Source organism: Streptomyces sp. NPDC001493 (assembly GCF_053597235.1).
The window spans coordinates 100,352-125,682 of sequence record NZ_JBSFHV010000002.1; the positions used below are offsets into that span (position 1 = coordinate 100,352).

Annotated in this window: 24 protein-coding genes and 1 tRNA gene; 17 read left to right on the top strand and 8 right to left on the bottom strand. The window is 70.8% G+C overall.

Translation table 11 applies throughout. The annotated features are described in order from the left end of the window. Positions 1 to 164: 164 nt before the first annotated feature. From ACWCWD_RS02980 to ACWCWD_RS02995, 4 genes are all read right to left on the bottom strand, one after another. The gene (locus ACWCWD_RS02980; RefSeq protein WP_450769782.1) at positions 165 to 995 is read right to left on the bottom strand and encodes an MBL fold metallo-hydrolase; all 831 of its coding nucleotides are present in this window, start codon (positions 993 to 995) and stop codon (positions 165 to 167) included. After that, entirely contained in the window at positions 992 to 1,888 is an 897-nt protein-coding gene (locus ACWCWD_RS02985; protein ID WP_450769783.1) for an NUDIX hydrolase, read from the bottom strand. Before ACWCWD_RS02985 ends, ACWCWD_RS02980 begins: the two co-directional genes overlap by 4 nt. Before the next feature lie 136 nt (positions 1,889 to 2,024). Then, on the bottom strand, positions 2,025 to 2,495 hold the full coding sequence (locus ACWCWD_RS02990; RefSeq protein ID WP_450769785.1) for a RidA family protein: 471 nt from the start codon (positions 2,493 to 2,495) through the stop codon (positions 2,025 to 2,027). Next, entirely contained in the window at positions 2,495 to 2,653 is a 159-nt protein-coding gene (locus tag ACWCWD_RS02995; protein WP_003967454.1) for a DUF4177 domain-containing protein, read from the bottom strand. The genes ACWCWD_RS02990 and ACWCWD_RS02995 overlap by 1 nt, the downstream gene beginning before the upstream one ends. A 70-nt stretch (positions 2,654 to 2,723) precedes the next feature. On the opposite strand from ACWCWD_RS02995, the gene ACWCWD_RS03000 reads away from it, so the two are divergent. Both ACWCWD_RS03000 and ACWCWD_RS03005 read left to right on the top strand, forming a co-directional pair. After that, positions 2,724 to 3,698, top strand: coding sequence for an ArsA-related P-loop ATPase (locus ACWCWD_RS03000; RefSeq protein ID WP_450769787.1), 975 nt, complete (start codon positions 2,724 to 2,726; stop codon positions 3,696 to 3,698). Next, a complete protein-coding gene (locus tag ACWCWD_RS03005) occupies positions 3,695 to 5,077 on the top strand; it encodes an ArsA family ATPase (RefSeq protein WP_450769788.1) in 1,383 nt (460 codons plus the stop codon). Before ACWCWD_RS03000 ends, ACWCWD_RS03005 begins: the two co-directional genes overlap by 4 nt. 216 nt (positions 5,078 to 5,293) lie before the next feature. Here ACWCWD_RS03005 and ACWCWD_RS03010 read toward each other — a convergent pair whose 3' ends face one another. After that, the gene (locus ACWCWD_RS03010; RefSeq protein WP_327177088.1) at positions 5,294 to 5,644 is read right to left on the bottom strand and encodes a WhiB family transcriptional regulator; all 351 of its coding nucleotides are present in this window, start codon (positions 5,642 to 5,644) and stop codon (positions 5,294 to 5,296) included. Positions 5,645 to 6,260: 616 nt separating this feature from the next. On the opposite strand from ACWCWD_RS03010, the gene ACWCWD_RS03015 reads away from it, so the two are divergent. Then, entirely contained in the window at positions 6,261 to 8,501 is a 2,241-nt protein-coding gene (locus tag ACWCWD_RS03015; RefSeq protein WP_450769790.1) for a transglycosylase domain-containing protein, read from the top strand. A gap of 94 nt (positions 8,502 to 8,595) precedes the next feature. Here ACWCWD_RS03015 and ACWCWD_RS03020 read toward each other — a convergent pair whose 3' ends face one another. Next, entirely contained in the window at positions 8,596 to 9,060 is a 465-nt protein-coding gene (locus ACWCWD_RS03020) for a GatB/YqeY domain-containing protein (RefSeq protein WP_266707137.1), read from the bottom strand. A gap of 93 nt (positions 9,061 to 9,153) precedes the next feature. Here ACWCWD_RS03020 and ACWCWD_RS03025 point away from each other — a divergent pair, with 93 nt between their 5' ends. The 13 genes from ACWCWD_RS03025 (at position 9,154) to ACWCWD_RS03085 (ending at position 21,157) form a co-directional block, all read left to right on the top strand. After that, on the top strand, positions 9,154 to 10,092 hold the full coding sequence (locus ACWCWD_RS03025) for a metallophosphoesterase (RefSeq protein ID WP_450769792.1): 939 nt from the start codon (positions 9,154 to 9,156) through the stop codon (positions 10,090 to 10,092). A 112-nt stretch (positions 10,093 to 10,204) separates the two neighbouring features. Beyond that, positions 10,205 to 10,954, top strand: a complete 750-nt coding sequence (locus tag ACWCWD_RS03030) for a Pr6Pr family membrane protein (protein WP_450769793.1) — start codon at positions 10,205 to 10,207, stop codon at positions 10,952 to 10,954. Between the two features lie 65 nt (positions 10,955 to 11,019). Next, a tRNA-Pro gene (locus ACWCWD_RS03035) sits at positions 11,020 to 11,093 on the top strand. Positions 11,094 to 11,540: 447 nt separating this feature from the next. Beyond that, positions 11,541 to 12,128 (top strand): NADPH-dependent FMN reductase, encoded by a 588-nt coding sequence (locus ACWCWD_RS03040; protein WP_450769794.1) that lies wholly within the window; start codon positions 11,541 to 11,543, stop codon positions 12,126 to 12,128. Between the two features lie 434 nt (positions 12,129 to 12,562). Further along, complete coding sequence (locus tag ACWCWD_RS03045) at positions 12,563 to 14,476, top strand: WD40 repeat domain-containing protein (RefSeq protein WP_450769795.1); 1,914 nt, start codon at positions 12,563 to 12,565, stop codon at positions 14,474 to 14,476. Beyond that, positions 14,473 to 15,747: an MFS transporter gene (locus tag ACWCWD_RS03050; protein WP_450769796.1), complete on the top strand. Its 1,275-nt coding sequence runs from the start codon at positions 14,473 to 14,475 to the stop codon at positions 15,745 to 15,747. Before ACWCWD_RS03045 ends, ACWCWD_RS03050 begins: the two co-directional genes overlap by 4 nt. 91 nt (positions 15,748 to 15,838) lie before the next feature. After that, positions 15,839 to 16,474, top strand: coding sequence for a GTP cyclohydrolase II (locus ACWCWD_RS03055; RefSeq protein ID WP_450770347.1), 636 nt, complete (start codon positions 15,839 to 15,841; stop codon positions 16,472 to 16,474). Continuing rightward, the gene (locus ACWCWD_RS03060; protein WP_450769797.1) at positions 16,471 to 18,177 is read left to right on the top strand and encodes a WD40 repeat domain-containing protein; all 1,707 of its coding nucleotides are present in this window, start codon (positions 16,471 to 16,473) and stop codon (positions 18,175 to 18,177) included. Before ACWCWD_RS03055 ends, ACWCWD_RS03060 begins: the two co-directional genes overlap by 4 nt. After that, positions 18,170 to 19,192, top strand: coding sequence for a formylglycine-generating enzyme family protein (locus tag ACWCWD_RS03065; protein WP_450769798.1), 1,023 nt, complete (start codon positions 18,170 to 18,172; stop codon positions 19,190 to 19,192). The genes ACWCWD_RS03060 and ACWCWD_RS03065 overlap by 8 nt, the downstream gene beginning before the upstream one ends. After that, entirely contained in the window at positions 19,189 to 19,875 is a 687-nt protein-coding gene (locus ACWCWD_RS03070) for a RibD family protein (RefSeq protein WP_450769800.1), read from the top strand. The genes ACWCWD_RS03065 and ACWCWD_RS03070 overlap by 4 nt, the downstream gene beginning before the upstream one ends. 26 nt (positions 19,876 to 19,901) lie before the next feature. Beyond that, the gene (locus tag ACWCWD_RS03075; protein ID WP_450769801.1) at positions 19,902 to 20,384 is read left to right on the top strand and encodes a deaminase; all 483 of its coding nucleotides are present in this window, start codon (positions 19,902 to 19,904) and stop codon (positions 20,382 to 20,384) included. Positions 20,385 to 20,400: 16 nt separating this feature from the next. Further along, entirely contained in the window at positions 20,401 to 20,925 is a 525-nt protein-coding gene (locus tag ACWCWD_RS03080; protein ID WP_450769803.1) for a luciferase domain-containing protein, read from the top strand. A 52-nt stretch (positions 20,926 to 20,977) separates the two neighbouring features. Further along, entirely contained in the window at positions 20,978 to 21,157 is a 180-nt protein-coding gene (locus ACWCWD_RS03085; RefSeq protein WP_450769804.1) for a hypothetical protein, read from the top strand. A 58-nt stretch (positions 21,158 to 21,215) separates the two neighbouring features. Here ACWCWD_RS03085 and ACWCWD_RS03090 read toward each other — a convergent pair whose 3' ends face one another. Next, the gene (locus tag ACWCWD_RS03090; protein WP_450769806.1) at positions 21,216 to 24,131 is read right to left on the bottom strand and encodes a BTAD domain-containing putative transcriptional regulator; all 2,916 of its coding nucleotides are present in this window, start codon (positions 24,129 to 24,131) and stop codon (positions 21,216 to 21,218) included. A 521-nt stretch (positions 24,132 to 24,652) separates the two neighbouring features. Here ACWCWD_RS03090 and ACWCWD_RS03095 point away from each other — a divergent pair. Further along, positions 24,653 to 24,886 carry a hypothetical protein gene (locus ACWCWD_RS03095; RefSeq protein WP_327177043.1) on the top strand — a complete coding sequence of 78 codons (234 nt, stop codon included), beginning with the start codon at positions 24,653 to 24,655 and terminating at the stop codon, positions 24,884 to 24,886. A 106-nt stretch (positions 24,887 to 24,992) separates the two neighbouring features. On the opposite strand, the gene tatA is transcribed toward ACWCWD_RS03095, so the two are convergent. Next, on the bottom strand, positions 24,993 to 25,262 hold the full coding sequence (gene tatA, locus ACWCWD_RS03100; RefSeq protein ID WP_450769808.1) for a Sec-independent protein translocase subunit TatA: 270 nt from the start codon (positions 25,260 to 25,262) through the stop codon (positions 24,993 to 24,995). Between the last annotated feature and the right edge of the window lie 69 nt (positions 25,263 to 25,331).

Below are 25,331 nucleotides of genomic sequence, written 5' to 3' on the forward strand. Positions count from 1 at the left end.
GACGCGCTGAGCCCACGGGGCACCCGCGACGCCGCACACGCACGAAGAGGCCCTGCCGCCAGGCGGGGCCTCTCGGCGTTCCCGGGTGCGCGCGAAGCTTCAGGGCGGAGGCTGGTCCTTCGGGGCGGAAGCGCGACGCTTCGGGGCGGAAACAGAACCGCGGGTCAGATCAGCCCGTGCTCCGCCAGGTACTCCAGCTGGGCCCGTACGGACAGTTCCGCCGCCGGCCACAGGGACCGGTCCACGTCCGCGTAGACCCGGGCCACCACCTCGGACGGCGTGAGCAGCCCGGACTCCACCGCCGTCTCCACCTGGGCCAGCCGGTGCGCGCGGTGCGCGAGGTAGAACTCCACCGCGCCCTGGGCGTCCTCCAGTACCGGCCCGTGGCCGGGCAGGACGGTGTGGACGCCGTCGTCCGTGGTCAGCGAGCGCAGCCGCCGCAGGGTGTCGAGGTAGTCCCCGAGCCGCCCGTCCGGATGCGCGACGACGGTCGTGCCGCGGCCGAGGATGGTGTCGCCGGTGAGCACCGCGCCGTCCGCGGGCAGGTGGAAGGAGAGCGAGTCGGCCGTGTGTCCGGGCGTGGGGACGACCCGGAGTTCGAGTCCCCCGGTGGTGATGACGTCCCCCGCCGCCAGCCCCTCGTCGCCGAGGCGGAGCGCCGGGTCGAGCGCGCGCACCTTCGTACGGGTCAGCTCGGCGAAGCGCGCGGCGCCCTCGGCGTGGTCCGGGTGGCCGTGGGTGAGCAGGGTGAGCGCGATGCGCCGGCCGGCCCGGGCGGCGGTGTCGATCACGGCGCGCAGATGGGTGTCGTCGAGCGGTCCCGGGTCCAGGACGACCGCGAGATCCGAGTCCGGTTCGGCGAGGATCCAGGTGTTGGTGCCGTCCAGGGTCATCGCGGAGGCGTTGGGGGCCAGGACGTTGACCGCGCGGGCGGTGGCGGGTCCGGAGACGACCTGTCCGCGGGGTTGTCCGGGCAGAAGCGCGGCGTCGCTCATGCTGTTCCTCCGGCTCCGGGTCCCGCGGGCGGGACGGGCGTGGTGAATTCATCGTGTCCCGGCCAGATCAGCACCAGCCGGTCGCCCTCCAGCCGGGCCCGTGCGAGGACGGGGGCGAGGTTCTGGGTCCCTGCCGCCTTCAACGCCTCTTCGGCCGTCCGGTACGGCAGGAGCGAGCGCAGCGTCGTGACGGTGGGCGGCATCATCTGGAGTTCGCCCCGGGCGTGGCCGGCGGTGGCGTCGGCGGGGGTGATCCAGACGGTGCGGTCCGCCTCGGTGGAGGCGTTGCGGGTGCGCTGGCCCTCCGGGAGCGCCGCGACGAAGAACCAGGTGTCGTAGCGCCGGGTCTCGAATTCGGGGGTGATCCAGCGGGCCCAGGCGCCGAGCAGGTCGGAGCGGAGCACGAGCCGCCGCCGCTCCAGGAACCCGGCGAAGGAGATCTCCCGGGCGACGAGTGCCGCGCGGTCCGCCTCCCAGTCCGGGCCGGTGGTGTCGCCGACGACGGTGTCGGGGGTGGGGCCCGCGAGGAGTACGCCCGCCTCCTCGAAGGTCTCCCGGACCGCCGCGCACACGATGGCCTGGGCCTCTGCCGTGCTCGGGACGCCCAGTCGCGCGGCCCAGCTCTCCAGCGGGGGTCCGGCCCAGCCGACGAGGTGGTCGTCGTCGCGCGGGTCGACCCCGCCGCCCGGATAGGCGTACGCGCCTCCGGCGAAGGCCATGGTGGTACGGCGCCGCAGCATGTGGACGGACGGTCCGGCATCGGCTGCGGCGGAGGAGTCCCGCAGCAGCATCACGGTGGCGGCGCGCCGGGGGGTCACGGCCGTCAGCTCGCCCGCGGCGAGGGCTCTGATCCGGTCGGGCCATTCCGGTGGGTACCACTGACCTTGGGACATGGCCGGAGGCTAGCCGGATCGGCCGATTTGTACGAGGGGGGAACGCACGTTCCCCGCTGGTGAGATCAACAGCTGGTACGAAAAATATCCCGCCCGGCCGAGAAGGCCGGACGGGACGAGGAACACGTGCGTACGGTCAGGCGTCGATCAGCTCGACCTGGATCTCGACCTCGACCGGTGCGTCCAGCGGCAGGACCGCGACACCGACGGCGCTGCGGGCGTGCACGCCCTTGTCGCCGAGCACCTCGCCGAGCAGCTCGCTGGCGCCGTTGATCACGCCGGGCTGTCCGGTGAAGTCGGGGGCGGAGGCCACGAATCCGACGACCTTGACGACCCGGGCGATCCGGTCCAGGTCACCGACGACCGACTTCACGGCCGCGAGGGCGTTGAGGGCGCAGACCCGGGCGAGGTCCTTGGCCTCCTCGGCCGTCACCTCGCCGCCGACCTTGCCGGTCACACCGAGCCGGCCCTCGACCATCGGCAGCTGGCCCGAGGTGTAGACGTACGCACCGGACCGCACGGCCGGCTGGTAAACGGCCAGCGGCGGTACGACGTCGGGCAGGGTGAGTCCGCGCTCGGCGATCCGCGCCTCGACGGTACCGGCCATTACGCCTTCTCCCGCTTCAGGTAGGCCACGAGCTGCTCGGGGTTGTTCGGCCCGGGCACGACCTGGACCAGCTCCCAGCCGTCCTCGCCCCAGGTGTCCAGAATCTGCTTGGTCGCGTGCACGAGGAGCGGCACGGTCGCGTATTCCCACTTGGTCATGGCCCGACTGTAATGCCTGGCACGGGCGCTCCCGTGCGTAGGCCGGCGACCTACTGGTTAGGCTCGAAGCGTGAGCAGGTTCCAGGTCGTCAGCGGCAAGGGCGGCACCGGTAAGACCACGGTGGCCGCCGCCCTCGCGCTCGCCCTCGCGGCCGAGGGCCGGCGCACCCTTCTCGTCGAGGTGGAGGGCCGCGGCGGCATCGCCGAGCTCTTCGGCGCGGGCGCCTCACCCTACGAGGAGCGCAGGATCGCCGACGTGCCGGGCGGCGGCGAGGTGTTCGCCCTGGCCATCGACGCCGAGCAGGCGCTCCTCGACTACCTCCAGATGTTCTACAAGCTCGGCAGCGCGGGCCGGGCGCTCAAGAAACTCGGCGCGATCGACTTCGCCACCACCATCGCGCCCGGGGTCCGGGACGTCCTGCTGACCGGCAAGGCGTGCGAGGCCGTGCGCCGTAAGGACAAGCAGGGTCGTTTCGTCTACGACCACGTGATCATGGACGCGCCGCCCACCGGCCGGATCACCCGCTTCCTCAACGTCAACGACGAGGTGGCCGGGCTGGCCCGGATCGGCCCGATACACCACCAGGCGCAGTCCGTGATGCGGGTCCTCAAGTCCCCCGACACCGCGGTCCATCTGGTGACCCTGCTGGAGGAGATGCCGGTGCAGGAGACCGCGGACGGCATCCGGGAACTGCGCGCCGCCCAGCTCCCGGTGGGCCGGGTGATCGTCAACATGGTCCGCCCCCACCTGCTGGACGAGGAGGCGCTGCGCACCGCGTCGGGCGCGCGCCGCAAGGAGATCGCGAAGACCCTGACCCGGGCGGGCGTGACCGGTTCGGCGGCCCTGGTCCGCCCGCTGATCGCGCAGGCGGCCGAGCACGCGCAGCGGGTCCGCCTGGAACGCGAGCAGCGGGCCGTACTGGCCGGGCTCGGGCTGCCCACGGACGAGCTGCCGCTGATGGGCGAGGGCATCGACCTCGCCGCGCTGCACGTCCTGGCCGGGGAGCTCCGTAAACAGGGCGCAGGGGAAGAGGAGGCGTCATGACACGGGCGTCCGGCACCGCGTCCGGCACCGAGGTCGAGGGCGGCAGGGCAACGGTGGACGGTACGGAGACGGCGGACGGTACGGACCCCGTGCGCGCGCCGGGCCTCGACACCGACGCGCTGCTCGACGACCCCGGCATCCGGATCGTGGTGTGCTGCGGCTCCGGCGGGGTCGGCAAGACGACCACGGCCGCGGCGCTCGGAGTACGGGCGGCGGAGCGCGGACGCAAGGTGGTCGTCCTCACCATCGACCCCGCGCGCAGGCTCGCCCAGTCCATGGGCATCGACCGGCTCGACAACGTCCCGCGCCGGGTCGAGGACATCGCGGGCGAGGGCGAACTGCACGCCATGATGCTCGACATGAAGCGGACCTTCGACGAGACGGTCGAGGCGCACGCGGATCCCGAGCGGGCCCGCGCCATCCTGGAGAACCCCTTCTACCAGTCCCTGTCGGCCGGCTTCGCGGGCACGCAGGAGTACATGGCGATGGAGAAGCTCGGGCAGCTGAGGGCGCGCGACGAGTGGGACCTGATCATCGTCGACACCCCGCCCTCGCGTTCCGCGCTGGACTTCCTGGACGCGCCGAAGCGGCTCGGGTCGTTCCTCGACGGCAAGTTCATCCGGCTGCTGATGGCGCCCGCGAAGATGGGCGGCCGGGCCGGGATGAAGTTCCTCAACGTGGGCATGTCGATGATGACGGGCACCCTCGGCAAGCTGCTGGGCGGCCAGTTCCTCCGGGACGTGCAGACCTTCGTGGCCGCCATGGACTCGATGTTCGGCGGGTTCCGCACCCGGGCGGACGCCACGTACCAGCTGCTCCAGGCCCCGGGGACGGCGTTCCTGGTGGTCGCGACGCCGGAGCGGGACGCGCTGCGCGAGGCGGCGTACTTCGTGGAACGGCTGGCGGCGGAGCGGATGCCGCTGGCGGGGCTGGTGCTGAACCGGGCGCACGGCAGCGAGGCCGCGCGCCTGACCGCCGAACAGGCGCTCGCCGCCGCCGAAAATCTTGAGGCGGAGGGCATGGTGGACAGGGCTCCCGGGAAGACTGGACTTCGTGACCCGGCGGTAGCTCTCCCTCCCGAGGCATCCCCCGAAACCGCTGAGTCCCCCACCCCCGTCGGCACCGACGGCACACCGGCGGTCCCCGTGGTCGCGATCGAAGAACTCACCGAGGGACTGCTGCGCCTGCACGCCGAACGCATGCAGGTCGTCGCCCGCGAGCGGCGTACCCGCGAGCACTTCACCGCGGCCCACCCCGAGGTCCTGGTGACCGAGGTGGCCGCACTGCCGGGCGACGTGCACGATCTGGCGGGACTGCGCACCGTGGGCGAACGCCTCGCCGCGGGCGCGGCCGGCCACGGTCCCGCCGGGGCGGCCTGAGGGCTCCGGCTCCGTCGGCCGGTCCTCGACCGCCCGCGGAGTGCGGGCACGCCGGACCGTGGTGCGGCCCCGGTTCGCCCGGGACATTCCCCGTACGGCGCGTTCGCGCGACTCCGTACGGGGACATCGACGACCGGGGCCCTCAGCCGCCCCGCCGGTCCAACCCGGCTGCGGACGCGGAGAGTTACCCCGTCGCGGCGCGCGTCTCGTGGAGAGTCACCCCACTGCGGCGTACGTCTCCTGGAAGTCGTCGTCGTCCATGTCGATGACTCCGGGCAGCATGCCCGTGGACCGCTCGTACTCGCTGCGCGCGGTCTCCAGCAGTCGCCGCCAGGACGTGACGGTGGGGCGGCGGCGCAGCAGTGCGCGGCGCTCCCGTTCCGTCATCCCGCCCCACACGCCGAACTCGACGTGATTGTCGAGCGCGTCGGCCAGGCACTCCGTCCGCACCGGACATCCGGTGCACACCGCCTTGGCCCTGTTCTGCGCTGCCCCTTGTACGAACAGCTCGTCCGGATCGGTAGTGCGGCAGGCTGCCTGCGCACTCCAGTCGGTTACCCAGCCCATGCCGGCGCCGTCCTCTCCCGAATTGAGGCTCCCCCACGGCGGCAGAGGCATATTCACCGCTGCCAGTTGAGGACGTTACGGAAGCGGCCCCGAGCACAACACCCCCTTCGGGCCCAATCTTGAATGGCCCGAACGGACTATGCGTATGCGGCAGATCACCCAGGGGAGTGATGCGAGGACATGGGAGACGAACCATGCAAAAAGGGGACGGTACACCCGAGTTGCAAGGGACGTTCCATGACACACCAGGCGTTTTCGGGGACGCCGTGTGTGCGGTCCTCTGCACGAACGCCGAGCTGGGGGATGCATACGGCGTGTGCGTGGGGGTTGATACAAAGCCGGACTGCTGTGACAGTTGAGTGCAGCTTAGGCCAAGGGATGCGCGCGTGTCCGGCGAATGACAACGTAGCCACTGCGCCGTGCCGTCACGCCGGCGCACGCCTGCGCCGGGACATCCGCGCCCCGGTGCGCCCGCAGGCGCCGCCGATCGGTCCGCACCCCTGTGACGTGCTGGATTCGGCTTTCAAACCCGCGTCTCGTAACGGGTTGGTACCTGAACATCCCGAGCGGAGCCTGCTCCATCGGAACGTACAGGGATACGGATTAGGCTGCCCTCATGCCAAAAAAGCGCTCGGGCGGGGGTCTCACCACGACCCAGCAGGCCGCCAAGTTCCTCGGTGTCGCCGCGCTCTCCGGAGCCGTGCTGGCGGGCATCGCACTGCCTGCCGCGGGCGCACTGGGCCTCGCCGCCAAGGGGACGGTCGAGGGATTCGACGAGATCCCCGCCAACCTCAAGACTCCACCGCTCAGCCAGCGCACCACGATCCTGGACGCCGACGGGGGCGCCATCGCGACGGTGTACTCGCGCGACCGCACCGTCGTACCGCTCAAGGACATCTCCCCGTACATGCAGAACGCGATCGTCGCGATCGAGGACTCGCGCTTCTACGAACACGGGGCGGTCGACCTCAAGGGCATCCTGCGCGCGATGAACCGCAACGTGCAGTCGGGCGGGACGGCGGAAGGCGCGTCGACCCTCACCCAGCAGTACGTGAAGAACGTGTTCGTCGAGGAAGCGGGCGACGACCCGGAGAAGGTCGCCGAGGCCACCCAGCAGACCCTGGGCCGCAAGGTCCGTGAGCTGAAGTACGCGATCCAGGTCGAAGAGGAGCTCGGCAAGAAGAAGATCCTCGAGAACTACCTCAACATCACGTTCTTCGGTCAGCAGGCCTACGGCGTGGAGGCCGCCTCCCAGCGGTACTTCTCCAAGCACGCCAAGGACCTGACCCTGGACGAGGCCGCGCTGCTCGCCGGCATCGTCCAGTCGCCGACCCGGTACGACCCCGTGAACGACGAGGAGGAGGCGACCAAGCGCCGCAACACGGTCCTCGCGCGCATGGCGGCGACCGGCAGCATCTCGCAGGCCGACGCCGACAAGGCGATGGCCGCCCCGATCAAGCTGAAGGTCAAGACTCCGCAGAACGGCTGCATCACCGCCGTCAGCGGCGCCGGCTTCTTCTGCGACTACGTACGCAAGGTCATCCTCAACGACCCCGCCTTCGGCAAGACGAGCGAGGACCGGTCGAAGCTCTGGAACCTCGGCGGTCTGACCATCAAGACCACGCTCTCGCCGCGCGCCCAGCAGGCCGCCGACGAGGCCTCCGTCGCCAAGGTCAACAAGGACGACAAGGTCGCCGCCTCGGTGGTCCAGGTCGAGCCCGGCACCGGCAAGATCCTCTCGATGGCCCAGTCCCGCCCCTACGGCCTGGACCAGAAGAAGAACCAGACGGTCCTCAACCTCGCCGTCGGCTCCGCGATGGGCGGCTCCACCTACGGCTTCCAGGTCGGCTCGACCTTCAAGCCGATCACCGCGGCGGCGGCTCTGGAGAAGGGCATCAGCCCGGCCCAGTCCTTCACCACGGATCACGAGATCACGCTGCCGCAGCAGTCCTTCACCACCTGTTCGGGCGCCATCGCGATGGACAAGGACTGGCTCGTGGGGAACGAGACGGACGAGGAGAAGGGCACCTGGGACATGACCAGCGCCCTCGGCAAGTCCATCAACACCTACTTCGCGAAGCTGGAGCAGAAGGCGGGCCTCTGCGACACCGTCCAGATGGCGAAGAAGGTCGGTTACGCCCGTGGTGACGGCAAGCCCCTCGGCGAAGACCCCTCCATCACCCTCGGCGGTGCCGAGAGCACCCCGCTCGGCATGGCCGCCACCTACGCGACCTTCGCCAACCGCGGCACTTACTGCACCCCGATCGCCATCCAGTCGATCACCGACGCCAATGGCAAGAAGCTCGCCGTGCCGAAGTCGGACTGCTCGCGGGCGATGAGCGAGAAGACCGCGGACACGATCAACCAGATGCTGAAGGGCGTGGTCGAGGACGGCACCGGTACGGCCGCCGGTCTGAGCGACCGCGACAACGCCGGCAAGACCGGTACGACGAACGAGCGCGTGGACGCCTGGTTCGTCGGCTACACGCCGAACCTCTCCACGGCCGTCTGGGTCGGTGCCGACATCGGCAAGAAGCTGCCGATGTACAACATCAACATCGGCGGACAGTACTACGACAAGGTCTGTGGTGGCTGTCTGCCCGGCCCGATCTGGAAGATCGCTATGACCGGCGCCCTCGACGCCGGCGAGACCCCGTCCTTCAACACCGTCTCCGTCCCCAGGGGCGAGGAGAAGGGCGACAAGGACAAGAACAAGGGGCGCGACGGCGAGGGCGACGAAGGTGACGACACCGGCGACGCCGGCTCCACCCCGACGCCCACCCTGCCGGACCTCTTCGGCGGCAACCAGGGCGGCGGCCGGCACGGCGGCCAGGACGGCGGCGGCAACGGCCCCTGACGGACGGGCCGAACGTCGGACGTGAAGGTGGGGCGCCCCCGTTGACCGGGGCGCCCCACCTTTTTCATGCGTTCGGGACCCAGCCCTCAGGGCCTCAGCCCGCGAGGGACTTCTTCACCGCGGCGGCGACCCGGCCGCCCTCGGCGAGACCGGCGACCTTCGGGCTGACGATCTTCATCACGGCGCCCATGGCGCGCGGGCCCTCGGCACCGGCGGCCTTCGCCTCCTCCACGGCGGAGACGACGATCGCGTCGAGCTCCTCGTCGGAGAGCTGCTTGGGCAGGTAGGCGTCGAGCAGCTCGCCCTCGGCCTTCTCCCGCTCGGCCTGCTCTGTCCGGCCGCCCTGGGCGAACGCCTCCGCCGCCTCACGGCGCTTCTTCGCCTCCTTGGCGATGACCTTCTGCACCTCGTCGTCGGAGAGTTCGCGAGCGGTCTTCCCGCTCACCTCCTCCTTGGTGATCGCGGTGAGGGTCAGCCGAAGGGTGGACGAGGTCAGCTCGTCGCGCGCCTTCATGGCGGTGGTGAGGTCTTCCTTGAGCTTGGACTTGAGCGTGGTCATGACTTGATTGTGTCAGGTACGCGGTCCCGGACGCCCGTTTGTTTTCCCGCCGCCGCCGGACCCCGCCCGGGCCGGGTCTGCGACGATGGGCGCATGCGCGCACGCTACGGAGTTCCCCTGAAAGTCGCCGCGGCCGGTGCGGCGGTCGGCGTCGCCGGCCTCGCCTACGCCGCAGGATTCGAGGCCCGCTCGTTCCGTCTCCGCCGGGTGACCGTCCCGGTACTCCCGCCCGGGGCACGCCCGTTGCGCGTACTCCAGATCTCGGACGTCCACATGGTCAGCGGCCAGCGCAAGAAGCGCGCCTGGCTCCAGTCCCTGGCAGGGCTCCGCCCGGACTTCGTCGTCAACACGGGCGACAACCTCTCGGACCCCGAGGCGGTGCCCGAGCTGCTGGACGCGCTGGGGCCCCTCATGGAGCTCCCCGGCGTGTACGTCTTCGGCTCGAACGACTACTACGGCCCCAAGCTCCGCAACCCGGTGCGCTACCTCAAGGAGAAGGCGGCGGGCAAGCACGGGCTCAACGGGAACGCCCCGGCGGTGAACGTGGTCCACAACCCGTGGGAGCCGATGCGCGACGCCTTCGACGACGCGGGGTGGATCGGCCTCTCCAACACCCGGGGCCGGCTGAAGCTCGACGGCCTGGACATCGCGTTCACCGGCCTGGACGACCCCCACATCAAGCGTGACCGGTACGCCGAGGTCTCCGGCGGCCCCGAGACGGGCGCCGACCTCTCCATCGGCGTGGTCCACGCCCCCTACCTGCGCTCGCTCGACGCGTTCACGAGGGACGGCTACCCGCTGATCCTCGCCGGTCACACGCACGGCGGACAGCTCTGCATCCCCTTCTACGGCGCACTGGTCACCAACTGCGACCTGGACACGGACCGGGTGAAGGGCCTCTCCAGCCACACGGCCGACGGCAACCGGTCCTACCTCCACGTCTCGGCCGGCTGCGGTACGAACCGCTACACCCCGGTCCGCTTCGCCTGCCCGCCGGAAGCGACTCTGCTCACGCTGACCGCGCGGGCCTGAGGCACGGGGCCCGATTCGGCCTGAGGCACGATTCATCCGTGGCGGATGGGCCCGGGGCCCATCCGCCACGGATGAATCGCGGGCCGGGAACCTCGCCTTTACGGTGAGGACCATGACCGCCGCCCCGAAAACCGCGACGCTGCCCAGGCCCCGGGCCGAGGACGCGTTCCTGCGGGGCGCCCGCACCCCACGCCGTACCGCCGCCGTGCTCCGGGCGCTGGTGTGCGCGGCGGCCATCTGCGGCCTCACGATCGAGCTGGCGACCACCGGTGCACCGCTGGAACTGCTGAGCCGGTTCACCTTCCAGGCGAACCTCCTGACCGCCGGGGTCTTCGGCTGGTCCGCGTTCCGTTCCTGGACCGGCCGGGGACCTGCGGCCCCGCACCTGACGGGCGGCGTGCTCCTCGTCGCGGTGATCATCGGCCTGGCGTACCACCTGATCCTGACCGACAACAGCTTCGGCTACTCCGCCGCCGGCACCCCCGCCGCCCCGGCCACGGGCGCCCGCGCCGTCTCGGAGCAGCTGCTGCACACGGTCCTGCCCGTGGCCGTGACCCTGGACTGGCTCCTGCTGACCCCGGCCCGGACGCTGCGCCTGCGCTTCCTGCCGCTCTGGATGTTCTGCGCCCTGGCCTACCTGGGCTTCGTCCTGGCCCGGGGGACCCTGCTCTCCCCCGACGCCGGCCCCCGCTACCCGTACCCCTTCCTCGACGTGGACACCTACGGATTTTCGGAGGTCCTCGCCCACGCCTTCGCCCTCTCCCTGCTCCTCGTCGTCCTCGCCTCCCTGCTCATCGCCCTGGACCACGTGCGCCCCCGCCCCAGGCGCCGGCTCCGACAGCGGACCGGGCCCCGCCGGTAACCGGATTTCGCCTCCGGGCGCGGGTGGGCTAGAGTTATCGATGTCGCCGGGAGACCGGTGGACATCGGGGTGTAGCGCAGCTTGGCAGCGCGCTTCGTTCGGGACGAAGAGGTCGTGGGTTCAAATCCCGCCACCCCGACAGCTGAAACACCAGGTCAAGGGCCTGATCCTCTCTGAGGATCAGGCCCTTCCTGCGTTTCCGGAGATCCTTCGGGAGAAAACCGGGAGAAGATCACGGTCGGGGTCTTCCAGCCGGCCACCCCGGCCCGGGTCGGCTCCGGCCCGGGTCGGCTCCGGCTCCGGCTCCGGCTCCGGCGTCCTCTCCGTACATCGCGAGGATGTGGGTGCATCCAGAACCCCTCTGCCGCTGGGTGCCTTGAGGGCAGGTGGGGCTCCTCCAACAGTTCCTGCGGCATCCACGTCCGAGCGAGCGCCGTCGCGTCCGGTCCCCGGCCAGGGCTTCCTCGGGAGGGGAACTCCTCGGGAACACAGCGGGAACCCGTTGCGCGACCTTATGGGCACGACGAAGGACGAACGCCGAGCCCGCCAGGCAAGAGCGCGGCCTTCCGGCGAGAAGGAGCGGAACGTGACCAGAATCGTGCTCGTGCCGGGCAGCGTACGACGCCACTCCGTCACCTCGGCCGCCCTCGCCACCGTGCGGGCGGCCGTCGAACGGCGTGAGAGGGGAATCGAGACGCCCTTCCTGGACGTGGCGGGGCTCCCCTTCTACGACCAGGACGCCGACGAGGAAGGCGCACCCGAGGCGGTGATGGCCGCTCGCGTACTTGTTGCCGGCGCGGATGCCTTGATCATCGCCACTCCCTCGTACAACGGCATGGTGTCGGGCGTACTCAAGAACGCTCTCGACTGGCTCTCCCGTCCATGGGGTGCGAGCGCACTGACCGGGCTGCCGGTCGCGGTGCTCTCCGCGTCCACCGGCAGGTACGGAGCGGCGGACGCTCAGCCGGGTCTCTGTGCCGTGCTCGAGCGCGCCGGATCCGAAGTGATCGAGCATCCGCGCGTGGCCATCGGCAATGCCGAGCAGCGGCTGGGCAGGGGCGGCCTGTACACGGAACCCGCCCTGGCCTCCGCCATCGACGGTCTCGTCGACGCGACCCTCGGTGCCTGTCTCCCGGATCCGGCGATCGGCACCCGGCTGAGTCCGGCCAACTGACCGTCCGCGTCCTGGCGCCCAAGAACTTTCCTGTGGGGCACGCGTTCTCGCGTGCCGTATCGACCTGTCTCCCGACTCCGAGGGGAGGTGATTCCCATGACGAAGGTCGTTCGCCGCATCACCCGCAACGAGATCTGATCCACGGCCCCCGGAGGCCGGACACAAAACGGAGAGGAGGTGTTCTCCATGACCAAGGTCGTTCGCCGCATCACCCGCAACGAGATCTGATCCACGGCCCCCGGAGGCCGGACACGAAACGGAGAGGAGGTGTTTCCCATGACCAAGGTCGTTCGCCGCATCACCCGCAACGAGATCTGATCCACGGCCCCCAGAGGGCAACCGGTCAGATGGACATACCCGCAGTTCCCCTTCCGGGGGAAGGAGCCACCTTCCCCCGGAAGGGGGGTGGCCCAATTTCCTCCAGGAGGATTCCGATGGCGAGAATCGATCGCCTGACCCGTATCGTCAGCAGGCCCGGGGGACGCCTCCTGGCCGCCGATGTCCGAGGTGGTCTGCACTGGCTCGACCAGGATCTCAACGTCCTTGTCTCGTCCCACGCCTCCACACCTGCGCAGGACCCGGCGGGCGACCCTGTCTACGCCCTCGCCTTCCACGAGGACTGGATCATCACGCGTGACAAGGCGGGAACCCTCTCGCGCTGGCACGCGCCCACACTGCGGCTCGTCGACCGCCTGACGGCCGCGGCCACCGCAGCGCACTCCCTGCTGCTCGACGGGGAACAGCCGGCGCCCACCATGCTGCGCGGCATCGGCGTGTGGAACGGCAAGGCGTACCTGAACAACGGATACTTCCAGCTCGTCGTCGTCGACCTCGACAGCTTCACGGTGGACCGGATCGTCCCCTGGCCGCACGGATACGACATGCTGGAGTGGTTCTGCACCGACGCACCGGGCGTCCACGCGGTCTCCGACCGGTCGGGCCGCATCCATCTGGGTTCGTTGGAGGATCTGGACTTCCCCACCGTCGTCCAGGTCGACGCGTCCAACGTCCACCGCGTCGTGTACGACGCCCGGCACCACCGCTTCTGGGCGATCGGCGACGCGGGCCTGGGCGAAACGAGGAACATATCCAACGGGGTCGTGACCCTCGACCTCGACGGGACCGTGACCGGGCGGCTCGACTTCGCCCGCAACGACGTGGAGGGACTCGCCTTCTCCCCCGACTTCCGCACCGCCTACAGCGGGGGCTTCGACGGCGAGCTGCTTCTCTTCGACAACACCGGCGCCGAACTCAGCCTCGCGGCCCGGGTGGGCGGATTCAGCCACCAGATCATCGACCTGACCGTCGCCGAGGACGGCAGCGTCTACACCCTCACCCAGGACGGCGAGGTCACCGCCCTCGAAGCCGACGGCACCGTGACCGGTCGCCTCGGCCATCTCCGGCAGTGCGTCTGGGATCTCCAGCCCGTGCCGGAACACGAGGACTCGCTGCTGGCCGCGACCGACAGCGGCACGGCGCGGTTGCGGCTCGTGGAAACGGTCCCCGGCCAGCCCGCACTGGTGACGGACCGTACGGAGAACACCGGACTCGGCTTCACACGGCGCGCCCTGCCTCTCGCCGACGGCGGCTGGGCGGGCATCTGCTGGCCCACGTCCGTACGCCGCACGGGACCGGACGGACGGACGGTGTGGGACCGGGAACTCCCCGGGATCGTGCACACTCTCGCGCTGTCGCCCGACGGGAACAGGCTTCTGGTCGCCTGCAACGCCGGCGGCATCGAACTCGATGTCTCCACCGGTGAGGAGATCTCCCGGGTCGGGGATCTGCCCGCGAGCGTCTGGGCATCGGCGTACCTGGAGGACGGCCGCCGGCTGCTCGCCACCCGCAACGGCATGCTCGCCGCCTACGACGCGACGGGCGCCGTCACCTGGACCACCGAGCTCGGGAGCTACCCCAAACGGCTCCTGGTCGAGGGCGACCGTGTGATCGCCACCGGTGGCGGGGGCTTCAAGGAGTTCCGGGTCGGCCACGACACGTTCGATCAGCGTTTCACCGAACTGCTCGACAACACCGGCGAGAACTGCGTCGTCATCGACGGTGTGCTGTGTGCCGTCACCTACGGTCTCCAGATCGCGGCCTACGACCACGCCACCGGTGAACTCCTGGGTCTGCTTGAGGATTTGCCCGATTTCCCGAAGGGCCTGGCGGCTCTCCGGGGAAAGGACGGAACCGCGTACATCGCGGTGGGCGGTCGCGGCGGCTACGTCCGGCTCCTGCGCTTGGACCGGGGCCGCCCGGAGAGCGTGCTGAGCAACGTCCGTGATCTGTGGCTCTCCGACGGCGGCGGCGACTACCCCAACGCGACCGGTACGGCGGCGCGGGCATGAGCCGAGCCGGGGCCTCACCGGGCCCGACACGCGCCGGGGCCCCGGCCGAGAACGTCGTCACCGAGCCGTCACCCCTTCGGAACACGCGATTCCGCGTGTTCGCCGCCGGGAATCTGGTCAACAACATCGGTGAATCCGTGTACGCGACGGCCCTGCCGCTGCTGGCGTACCGGCTCACCGGCGCACTGAGCGTGATGTCCCTGCTGGCCGCAGCCGTACCGATAGCGATGCTTCTGGCACCCTCGCTGGGCACGCTGGCCGACCGGTGGGGCCCCCGCGTACTCGTCGTACCCGGGCTGCTCCTCCAAGCCGCCGCCGCTCTCGGGATGAACGTGCTCCTGCTCGCGGGAGTCGACTCCACAGCCGCGCTGTTCGGCTGCGCGCTCCTCGTCGCGGTGGGAGCGGCGGCATACCGCACGGGCTGGATGACCGGGGTGCCCGGGATGTTCCCCGAATTCCCCGTCAGGGCCCGGGGCATGCTCAACAGTGGATTCTTCGCGACCACTCTGATCGGCCCGCTCGTGGTCACCGCCTCCCTGTCGTTCATCGGGTACACCGGGCTGCTGTGGCTCAACCTGGCGACCTTCTTCGCACCGATCCTCGTCTGGGCTCTGGGCGTGCACCCCCCGCGGGCCGCACGGCAGAGCGGCTCCGGCACCCAGTGGAAGCTGTCCGAGGGCTGGCGGGCCGTCACGCAGGACCGTCGCCTGAGCGAGATGCTCGTCGTCCAGGTGGTCCTGAACATCGCCTGCGGGGCTGGGCTCAACTCACTGCTGGTGTTCGCCCTGGGGAAAAGCTGGCACCTTTCGGGGGACGCGGTCGGTCTCGCTCTCACCGTCATGAACGCCTGCATGCTCGCCGGCAACCTGCTGGTCGCGCAGAGGACCCGACTGCGCCCGTGGACAGCACTGGTCCTCGGGATGACGGCACGGGCCGGCTCGCTGCTGCTGCTGGCCGCGGCCCCGTCCTTCCCCGTCTTCCTGGTCGCCATGGCCGTCGGCGCCCTGGGCCAGGGCGCGGTCCTGAGCACGGTCGTGATGATGCGGGTGAAGTACCTTCCCGGCGCCGTGCTGGGACGGGCCTCCGGCCTCATGTGGCTGATCACCGGGGCAGCCTCACTCCTGTCTCCCGTGCTCACGCCGCTGTTCGACCGGCTGGCCGGCTCCTCGCTCACCTTCCTCCTGCTGGGGATCGCGACCTGCGGTGCCGTCGGGCATCTCTGTCGCAGCCGCGTGCACTGGGCCGAGAAGCCCACGTCCACGACCGTCTGAACAGCTCCGTCCGACCGAAGAAAGAGGAGGAGGCATGTCCTCTCCCGCCCTCACCGAACACACCTGCCGCACGCCGGACCCGCGGCAGACCATGAACACAGAGCCCGCCCGGGGGCGAGCCGCCCGGGTACGGACCAGAGTCCGGGTTCCGCTCGGTGCGGGTACCGGCCCGGAAGCGACGTCGCAGATGGTGACGTTCGAGGGGCTCGTCGACGGCCGGGAGCACCTGGCCCTGGAACTCGGCCCGGACCGCGACGTCCCCCTCGTCCGCCTGCACTCGGAATGCCTGACGGGCGATGTGTTCGCCTCCGCCCGCTGTGACTGCGGGCCGCAGCTCCAGGAGGCGGTCGAACGGATCACGGAGGTCGGCGGCGTGCTCCTCTATCTGCGTCAGGAGGGCCGCGGCATCGGTCTGTACAACAAGATCGACGCCTACCGGCTCCAGGACGGCGGGCTCGACACCTACGAGGCCAACCGTGCCCTGGGCCTCGGCGAGGATCTGCGGGACTACACGGCGGCCGCTCAGATGCTCCGTGCTCTGGGCCACGAAGAGGTCGACCTGCTGACGAACAACCCCAAGAAGGTCGGCGAGCTGACCCGTCTCGGAATCCGTGTCAGGAACACCGTGCCCACGGGGGTCTTCGCCACCGCCCACAACATCGTCTATCTCTCCGCGAAAGCGGAGAAGACCCTGCACACCATCCAGTTGGAGGAGAAGTCCGCGTGATCAAGCACAACGGTCCCATCAGCGGTGTCGCCGCCTTCGCCGGCCGTCTGGTCGCCACCGCCGGGTACGACAACCAGGTGATCCTGTGGGACGCGGTCGGGCGCACCCCGCTGGCCCGGGCCCATCACGACCACCTCGCCAACCAGGTCGCGTTCTCTCCCGACGGCACCCTTCTGGTGACGGGCTCCAGTGACTACACCGCGCGCCTGTGGTCCGTGCCGGACCTCCAGCTGCGCGCGGTGCTCGCCGACCACAAGGACGACGTCGAAATGGCCGTCTTCCACCCGGAGGAGCCGCTGATCGCCACGGCCTGCCGTGACCACGTCGTACGGGTCTTCGACCTCTCCGGGACCCTGCTGCACCGCTTCGAAGGGCACACCGCCGACGTCATCTCGGTCGAGTGGCTTCCCGCCACCGGTGAACTGCTCTCCTCCAGTGACGACGGCACCATCAAGCGCTGGTCGCCGGCCACGGGTGGCATGACCGCCGACATCGATCTCGACGGAGTCGAGACCGACACGATCGCCATCACTCCGGACGGCACCGTGTACGCGGGCAACGACGACGGCGCGATCATCCGTATCAGCGGTGACGCGGTCGAGCACTTCCCTGCCCACGCGGCGGGCATCAAGCGCCTGGTCGCCCACGCGGCGAGCGGCTCTCTCGTCAGCCTGAGCTACGACCGCACGCTGCGCGTCTGGGACCTGGCGGAGGCCGGCCCCCGGTTGCGGCACAGTGCGGAGTTCCCCGCGGAGATATGGGCCCGTTCCTGCGCGTTCACCGGTCCGGACACGCTCGCTTTCGCGACCTTCGGCTCCACGTACGCCACGTACGACCTCACCACGAGCACCTGGGACCTGTCCGGGGTCCAGGGCACGCAGTGCGTGAACGCCGTGATCCGCCCGGCGAACGGCCCCGTTCTGACAGTCGGCGACGCCGGCCAGGTGTGGGCCGACGGCGAGGCCGCAGGACGCCCCGGCAGCCTGTGCAACTTCCTCGTCGAAGTGGGTGGCCGCGTCCTCACCGGCGGACAGCTCGGCCAGGTATTCGACGCGGTGACCGGCGAGGCCCTGCACCAGCACCACTCCCCGCTCAACTGTGGCGCCGCCTTCGAGCGGAACGGTGTACCGCACGTCGTCTTCGGCGCCTACACCGGCGAGGGTCTCGTCTTCGCCGTGCCGGCGTCCGGTCCTCTCGAACCGGTCGCCGAGATCCAGCTGCACAGCAACGCCGTCAAGGGTGTCGCCGTCTCCGGCACCGTCCTCTTCGCGGTGTGCGCGGACGCGTCCGCCAGCTGGTTCGACACCCGCACCCTCCAGCAGGTCGGTCGCGTCCAGGAAGCCCACACGCGGATCGCCAACGGCTGCGCCGCCCTTCCGCAGGGGCGCTTCGCCAGCATCAGCAGGGACCGTGTGCTGCGGCTGTGGAAGGGTACGGAGGCCACGGCCCTGCCCACTCCGCACGATCACTCGATCAAGTCGATCGCCGCGTCCTCCGACGGCGCCTTCGTGGCCACCGGCTCCTACGCGGGGACCGTCGCCGTCCTGCACACCCCGACCGGACAGTGGACGCACGTGACCCGGCCCACCACCGCCGGTATCTCCTCCCTGCACTACGACACCACGGACAACCGATTCCTGGCGTCCTCCTACGACGGCAACGTCTACCCCGTCCCGGCCGGTGAGGACACGGTCGGTGACTGACACTCAGGCTCCGGTCGCCAACCCCAACGACGTGTCCGACCGCGCCGCCATGGGGCTGCCCGGTTCATTCGTCGACCGCGTCGGCCACGAGCGGCTCGGGCGGGAGTGCGCCCGGCTCGCGGGGAAGACGCCCCAGGCGCTCGCCGCCTTGGCCGAGGACCCCCGGGCCGCGTACCCGGTACGCCTCGCCGCGGGCTCGCTGCTGGGCCTGCTCGGTGACCCCCGTGTCCGTACCGATGACCCCGCCATGGTCGACGTCCCGGCCGCACAGGTCCGGCTGGGGCTTCCCGCCGAGCAGGTCGACGCGGTGGCGGCCCGATGGCGGAGCGTGGGCGTGGTCCGCGCTTGGATCGCGAAGGAGGCCCCGGACCACGAGGTCGCCCTGCCCGCCTTCCGGATCGGCCGCTATCCGGTCACCAATGCCGAGTACCGCGCCTTCCTGCTCGACCGCCCCGACGTCGCACCTCCCTCCTCGTGGATGTTCGGCGCCTACCCCGCCGCGCTCTCCAACCATCCGGTGTGGACGGTGTCCCCGGAGGATGCCGACGCCTACGCGACCTGGCTCACCCGCCGCACCGGGCGCGCCTTCCGGCTCCCCACCGAGGCGGAATGGGAGTACGCGGCGGCCGGCCCGCACGGCCTCGCCTACCCCTGGGGCGATCACGAACCCTGCGCGCCGGGCCTCGTCAACACCGTCGAGTGGGGGCCGTTGACGACCACCCCCGTCGGCGTCCACCCGGCCGGCCGCAGCCCCTTCGGCGCGGACGACATGGGCGGCAACGTCGAGGAGTACACCGGCGACCCCTACCGCCCCTACCCGGGCGGTGAGACCGTCGCCGACGATCTGACCCGCGCCGAGGGCGACGACTACCGAGTGGCCCGCGGCGGCAGTTTCACCCGCTACGGGGACCTGGCCCGAACGCGACGCCGCCACGGCTGGTACCGGCGTCCCATCTACGCGATGGGCTTCCGGCTCGCCGAAGACCTTCCGCCCGGTGGAGTACGACAGCGATGAACGAACGCCCGTACACCGTGCTGAGTTGCGCGGTGTCCCTGGACGGCCACATCGACGACAGCAGGCCCGAACGACTCGTCCTGTCCAGCCCCGCCGACCTCGACCGCGTCGACGCGGTACGGTCCGAGAGCGACGCGATCCTGATCGGTGCCGGCACACTGCGCAAGGACGACCCGGGGTTGCGCGTGGTCTCCGCCGAGCGCCGTGCCGGCCGTGTCGCACGCGGCCTGCCCCCTCTCCCGACCAGCGTGGTGGTCACCCGTTCCGGGAATCTCGGCCGCGAACACGCCCTGTGGCAGGGTTCCCAGCACAAACTGGTCTACTGCCCCGCGCCTGTCGCGCCCGCGTTGGCGGACCGGCTCGCGGGACTCGCGGAGGTCGTCCCCACGGGGCCCGGTGTCGACGTGGACGCGCTCCTGAGGGACCTGCGGGCGCGAGGTGTGGGCCAGTTGCTCGTGGAAGGCGGCCAGGAGGTGCACACGTCGTTCCTGACGGCCGACAGGGCCGACGAGGTGCACCTTGCCGTGGCCCCCCTGTTCGTGGGTGCGCCTGCCGCCCCCCGCTTCCTGGGGCCCGGCGCGTATCCCTCGCACCGACTGCGGCTCGCCGAGGCACGCGCCTACGGCGACACCGTCCTGCTGCGCTATTTCGTCCGGCCCCAGCCCATGGAGGCGACACGGTGAATCCGTCCTCGCACGGTCCGCGACGCATGACGGCCGCCGACACCGCGCTGCTCCGTTCGGCGATCGCGCTCGCCCACCACTGCCCGCCCTCCCCCACCGCCTACTCGGTGGGTGCCGTCGTCGCCGACGGCCGGGGCACGGTGCTGGCGACCGGGTACTCCCGCGAGGACGGGACACGGGTCCATGCCGAGGAGGCCGCTCTGCGACGGCTTCCGCCCGGCACCGACCTCACCGGGGCGACTCTCTACTGTTCGCTCGAACCATGCAGTCAGCGCGCCAATTCCCCCCTGAGCTGTGCGGATTTGCTGATCGCGGCAGGGATTGGGAGAGTGGTCGTCGCGTGGCGCGAGCCTCCCTTGTTCGTCGCGTCCTGCTCCGGTCTCGACCGGTTGCGTGCGGCGGGCGTACGCGTCGAGTACCACGCGTCACTGGCGGAGGCGGCCCGCGCCGCCAATCGCCACCTCCCCCTCCCCTCCATCTCTGACCACCCGTGCGACGGGCTCACGTGAAGGACGGCACAGCCCCATGACGATCCGGCTCCCCGCACGCGAGGACCCCGCACCGCGGATCGGGACGGAACCTCCGCAGCAGCTCACCCAGACCGCCCCCGCACACTGCCAACGGGCCCTGGACGAGCGCGTCGCAGCTCTCCACGGGGTCCGTGTCGCCGCTTCCTGGGGCTGCCATGAGGGCTCGGTCGCCTGCCACTTAATCCCCCGTTACGCCCACGGTCCCGCAGCGGCCTTCTTCGAGGGCACGGAGTTCGCCCACCGCCACCCCGCCTACGACGGAAGCCTGCACGTGCGCCTGGACGACCACTGGACCGCAGCGGTGGTGGCAGCCGGCTGGGGCGTGTCCGTCCCCCCGGGGTCAGGGGGCGGGGTGCTCCTCTACGGTCCCCGGGACGAGGCGGAGACGGAGGTCCTCTGGCAGCTGCTGCACGCCTCCTACTGGTACGCCAGACGAGGTCTCACCCCCGTGCCCCGCCAGGGGAACCCGGCTGTGCTCCGCCCGGCGGGAACCCAGCGGGAACGTCCAGGGAGACGCTGAAACCAAGATCCCTCACATCGCCACCGACCGCAGTCGCGAAAGGGATCAGAAAATGACCAAGTTCTCCATGCGTGTGACCGTTCTCCCCGCGCTCCTGGCCACCGTTCTCGTCACCGGTTACACCGCCGAGCAGGCCACCTCACCGACTGCCCAGCACCACTCCGTGGTCGCGACCGGCATCGGCCCCACCGGCGTGGACCCCGTCCCGACTGCGGACGCCGTACAGGACTGACGCCGGCGGAGCCCGGCACGCACGCGGCGCGGCGCCCCGAACGGCTCAGCCGCCGGCTTCAGCCCGCCAGGGTCTCAGGCGGCTCCGGAGACAGAAGGCCCATCCGCGCACGGAGTGAGGACGCCTCGCGCGCAAAACCCGCCGCCCCTGCCGGGTCCTTCAGTGCGTAGCGCGCCGCGGCCTTCCCGGCCAAGGCGGCCGCCATTTCCAGCCGCAGGCCGATCGGGGAGGCGATCCGCCACGCGGACGCATGGCTGGTGTACGCCTCGGCCGCCTCGCCGCTCGCCAGTTGCACACGGCCGAGGAGATTCAGGGCGCTCGCCTCCCGGGTACGGAAGTTGTGCAACTGCGAAAGGTTCAGCGCACGTTCCGCGTCCACCCGGGCGCCGGCCACGTCCTGCTCGGCAAAGCGCACGGTGGCACGCGCGAGGAGCGCCCGCACGATATTGGGCGGTGCCTCCAGCTCATCGGCCCGGTGCAGGGCCAGCTCCGCGTGGTGCGAGGCGCTGCGCGCCTCTCCGGAGACCAGGAGCGCGGGCACGAGTTCGGCCAGCGCGCTGGCCTCCAGCACCCGGTCTTTCATCCGCCGTGCGATCGCGACGGCTTCCCGGCCCGCCTCCAGAGCCTGCGCCGGGTGAGCCAGCAGAACGCTGACGTCGCACAGGTTGGTCAGCGTCTCGGCGGTCTCCCGCTCACTGTCGTGCCGACGGTGGAGGGCGACCGCCGCCCGGTAGGAGGCGAGTGCCGCCGGCAGTTCCCCCAGGCTCCACTGGAATCCCCCCATTCTGCTGAGCGCCGCCGCCTCGGCACGGCTGTCCGCAAGTCGGCGGGCCAGCTCCAGGGCCTCCGCCAGCGCGGCCCACCCGGTACGGAAACGGTCCAGCTGCCAGCAGGCGGCGGCCAGGTTCGTCAGGGACAGGCCCAGCAGCAACGGGTCCTCCAGAGCACGGGCCGCCTCCACGGCCGTGACGCACACCTGCGCGTACTCCTCCTGATAGCCCTGGTTGTGCAGGTGGAAGACGAAGTTACGGGCGAGGAGCACCGTGTACTCGTGCAGCCCCTGGCGTTCGGCCAGACCCAGGGCGTCGCCGAGGACGGAGTGTTCAGCACGGAACCACTGCAACGCGGCGGCCGCGTCGTCGAACCGGTGAAGGTGTACACCGGCTGAGTCGGGCAGCGGCACCGGATAGGCCGCCCGCTGCGGGAACAGGTGCCGGCACGCGTTCTCCGAGGACCACAGCAGGTGGCGCAGCAGACGTTCGGCGGACTCCTGACGGGTTTCCTCCGGGACCCCGTCCTCGTCGCCGGACAGCGAGCGGGCGAAGCTGCGGACGAGGTCGTGGAAGGTGTAGCGGTCCCGGTCCCGCTGGCGCAGGAGCTGGACGTCCAGCAGGTGTTCGAGGATCTCACCGGCCTCGTCCACTCCGGTGCCGAGCAGAGCCGCCGCCGAGTCGACCGCCAGGCTCGATCCGGGGTGTGCCGCCAGCAGTTGGAAGGCCCTGCGGGTGTCTTCGGACATCGACCGGAAGGACAGCGTGAGCGCCGCCGCCACGCTCTGCTCACCGCTTCGCAGCTCCCGCATCCGGCGGCTCTCGTCCCGCAGGAGATCGGCCATCTTCCGTACCGACCAATGCGGACGCTGGCACAGCCGGGCGGAGGCGATACGCAACGCCAGCGGCAGGTACCCGCAGAGCCGGACCAGTTCGTCCACCGCCCCGGGGTCCGCCGCCAGACGTTCGCGGTCCACGGAGCGGGCGACGAGTTCGGCGCTGTCCTCGGCCGACAAGAGGTCGAGCGGAAGCCAGGACGTGCCTTCCAGCTCCACCAGCCGGGTGCGGCTCGTGATGAGGACCAGGCAGTGCGCGGACCCGGGTATCAGCGGACGTACCTGCTCCGCGGTCGCGGCGTTGTCCAGGAGGAGCAGCACGCGCCGACGCGCGGTGACCGCCCGCCAGAGCGCGATGCGGCTCGGCATGTCCTCGGGGATACGGCTGGACTCGACTCCCAGGGTCCGTAGCAGCGCGGCCAGCACGGATGCGGGGTTCTCGGGTTCCTCCCCGGGGGTGTAGGCGTGCAGGTCGACGTAGAGCTGTCCGTCCGGATAGTCGGCGAGCAGCAGATGCGCCGCGTGCACGGCCAGCGCCGTCTTTCCCGTACCGCCCATTCCGTCCACCGCGACGATCCGGGTCCCACCGCTCCGGCTCTGCTCGCTGAGGAAGGCCAGCCGTTCCAGTTCGGCTTCGCGGCCGGTGAAATCGGCAACGTCGTACGGGAGCGTGCACGGGCTCTGCACCGGGGGCACGAACGACGGCGGTGCGTCGGACGCTCCGCGCCGAGGTGCGGGGACGTGCAGTTCCGGACTCTGTCGCAGCACCGCTTCGTGCAGGGCGAGCAGTTCGGGGCCCGGGGATACGCCCAGGTCGCGTGCCAACGTGTCACGGATGGCCGCGAACTCCACCAGTGCCTCGGCCTGGCGCCCGCTGCGGTACAACGCCAGCATCAGCAAACCCCGGAGCGCCTCCCGCAGCGGCGCCTGCTCCACAAGAGCGCGGATCTCGCCGACCAGCGTGGCGGACTGCCCGAGATCCAGCAGCAGTCGGGCCCGGTGCTCGGCCGCGGCGAGCCTCTTCTCCTCCCATGCCAGGGAGACGCTCTCCAGGACGGACCTTCCCAGCCCCTGGAGCACCCGTCCCCGCCACAGGTCCCCGGCCGCCCCCAGCTCCTCGGTGGCGTTGGAGACCAGCCCCGCCTTCTCGGCCTCCTCGGCCCGGCGGAGTCGGATGGTGAACAGCCCGGCGTCCACCTGTTCCTCGTTCACGACCGCGCGGTAGCCGCCGCTCTCGGTGAGCAGCAGCCGCTCACCGCCGGGCAGCCTCTTCCGGAGCACGGAGACCGCTTTGCGGACCTGGTGCGAACCGGTCTCCGGCGGGTCGTCGTCCCAGACAGCGGTGACCAGCCGGTGCAAGGGCACCACGCGGCCACGCTCCAGCAAGAGCACGCCGAGGACGCACGCGGGCAGTGTTCCGGTCAGCGGGAACGGCTCCCCGTCGACTTCGATCCGCAGTGGCCCAAGAATGTGGAACTGGATCCCACTGGAATTCGCCCCCACGGCCGCCACCTCTTGTCCCTCGCTGGAAGCGGCAGGTCGCGCCCCTGACGTGCTACGGAGCTTAGCCCTACGCTTCCCCGCGGACCGGTACGGGGCTGTCGTGCGGACGTCGGGGGACGACAACGCCGCGAGGTGCGGCACCCGGGCGCGCGAGCCGCGATGATCCGGACGAAAGGCCCCAGGACGCGTCCCGGCCCCCGTCGAGCTGTCGAACCGTGAGGACGGCGCCCCGGAGACGGCCCGGGTGCTCACGGAAACCGTGACGGCAGCGGCGCCCGGGGCGGGGGCGACGGCAGCGACAGCTGCGGTGACCTGCACGGCAAGAAGACGTAGCGGTTGTTCGATGCTCCCCAAAGGGGCGCGGCACAGCCCGTAAAGTTGTGGGCATGGATCTTCACACTGCGACGATGTGGGAGACAGCCGAACTCGCCGGAGGACCTGCCGACGGTCTTCGCATGCGGGTTCCCGACCAGCCCCCGGTCCTTCAGGTGACGCGTCCCTGCCGCGTCGAATCCCCGGACGGCGACGAATTCATGGTGGACGCGTTGTACGTGTACCGCCGCGACCCCTATGCGCAGGACGAGCCCGTGGCGTACGGGTTCGACCCCGCCAGCCCCTGATCCGGAAGGTTCGGGACAGCGCACGGACGCGCCCCCTGTCCCGCGGTCGCTGAGGACCGGCGGGGCAGGGGGCGCGGGCGTTGCGAGGTCAGCCCTCGTTGCGGGGTCAGCCCTCCGTGGGTCGCGGCTCCGCCGCCATCGCGGCGGCGGGCGCCGGCGCGGGCTGAGCGGCGGCGGCCGGGGCCTGGGTGGCGGCCGGGGCGGTGGCGGCTGCCGGGGCGGCGTCGTTCTTCATCGCCTGCGCCTCGCTCTTCAGGATGCGCGCCGACTTGCCCAGGGCCCGCGCGGCCTCCGGAAGCTTCTTCGATCCGAACAGCGCGATGACCACGACCGCCAGGATCAGCACGTGCCAGGGTTCCAGTCCATTGCGGAGCATGCCGAGCCCGCCTTCCTCGTGTCGGCCGTGGGCGCTCGCACGCCGCCCGCCCGGCCCAGATGGTTGCTG

Bases quoted from the DNA above. Each gene is read 5' to 3' on its own strand.
- ACWCWD_RS02995 (WP_003967454.1), bottom strand. From the start codon at position 2,653: ATGACCAAGTGGGAATACGCGACCGTGCCGCTCCTCGTGCACGCGACC.
- ACWCWD_RS02990 (WP_450769785.1), bottom strand. From the start codon at position 2,495: ATGGCCGGTACCGTCGAGGCGCGGATCGCCGAGCGCGGACTCACCCTG.
- ACWCWD_RS03025 (WP_450769792.1), top strand. From the start codon at position 9,154: ATGCGCGCACGCTACGGAGTTCCCCTGAAAGTCGCCGCGGCCGGTGCG.
- ACWCWD_RS03010 (WP_327177088.1), bottom strand. From the start codon at position 5,644: ATGGGCTGGGTAACCGACTGGAGTGCGCAGGCAGCCTGCCGCACTACC.
- ACWCWD_RS03070 (WP_450769800.1), top strand. From the start codon at position 19,189: ATGAACGAACGCCCGTACACCGTGCTGAGTTGCGCGGTGTCCCTGGAC.
- ACWCWD_RS03085 (WP_450769804.1), top strand. From the start codon at position 20,978: ATGACCAAGTTCTCCATGCGTGTGACCGTTCTCCCCGCGCTCCTGGCC.
- ACWCWD_RS03030 (WP_450769793.1), top strand. From the start codon at position 10,205: ATGACCGCCGCCCCGAAAACCGCGACGCTGCCCAGGCCCCGGGCCGAG.
- tatA (WP_450769808.1), bottom strand. From the start codon at position 25,262: ATGCTCCGCAATGGACTGGAACCCTGGCACGTGCTGATCCTGGCGGTC.
- ACWCWD_RS03015 (WP_450769790.1), top strand. From the start codon at position 6,261: ATGCCAAAAAAGCGCTCGGGCGGGGGTCTCACCACGACCCAGCAGGCC.
- ACWCWD_RS03075 (WP_450769801.1), top strand. From the start codon at position 19,902: ATGACGGCCGCCGACACCGCGCTGCTCCGTTCGGCGATCGCGCTCGCC.
- ACWCWD_RS03005 (WP_450769788.1), top strand. From the start codon at position 3,695: ATGACACGGGCGTCCGGCACCGCGTCCGGCACCGAGGTCGAGGGCGGC.
- ACWCWD_RS02985 (WP_450769783.1), bottom strand. From the start codon at position 1,888: ATGTCCCAAGGTCAGTGGTACCCACCGGAATGGCCCGACCGGATCAGA.
- ACWCWD_RS03050 (WP_450769796.1), top strand. From the start codon at position 14,473: ATGAGCCGAGCCGGGGCCTCACCGGGCCCGACACGCGCCGGGGCCCCG.
- ACWCWD_RS03055 (WP_450770347.1), top strand. From the start codon at position 15,839: ATGAACACAGAGCCCGCCCGGGGGCGAGCCGCCCGGGTACGGACCAGA.
- ACWCWD_RS02980 (WP_450769782.1), bottom strand. From the start codon at position 995: ATGAGCGACGCCGCGCTTCTGCCCGGACAACCCCGCGGACAGGTCGTC.
- ACWCWD_RS03095 (WP_327177043.1), top strand. From the start codon at position 24,653: ATGGATCTTCACACTGCGACGATGTGGGAGACAGCCGAACTCGCCGGA.
- ACWCWD_RS03080 (WP_450769803.1), top strand. From the start codon at position 20,401: ATGACGATCCGGCTCCCCGCACGCGAGGACCCCGCACCGCGGATCGGG.
- ACWCWD_RS03045 (WP_450769795.1), top strand. From the start codon at position 12,563: ATGGCGAGAATCGATCGCCTGACCCGTATCGTCAGCAGGCCCGGGGGA.
- ACWCWD_RS03020 (WP_266707137.1), bottom strand. From the start codon at position 9,060: ATGACCACGCTCAAGTCCAAGCTCAAGGAAGACCTCACCACCGCCATG.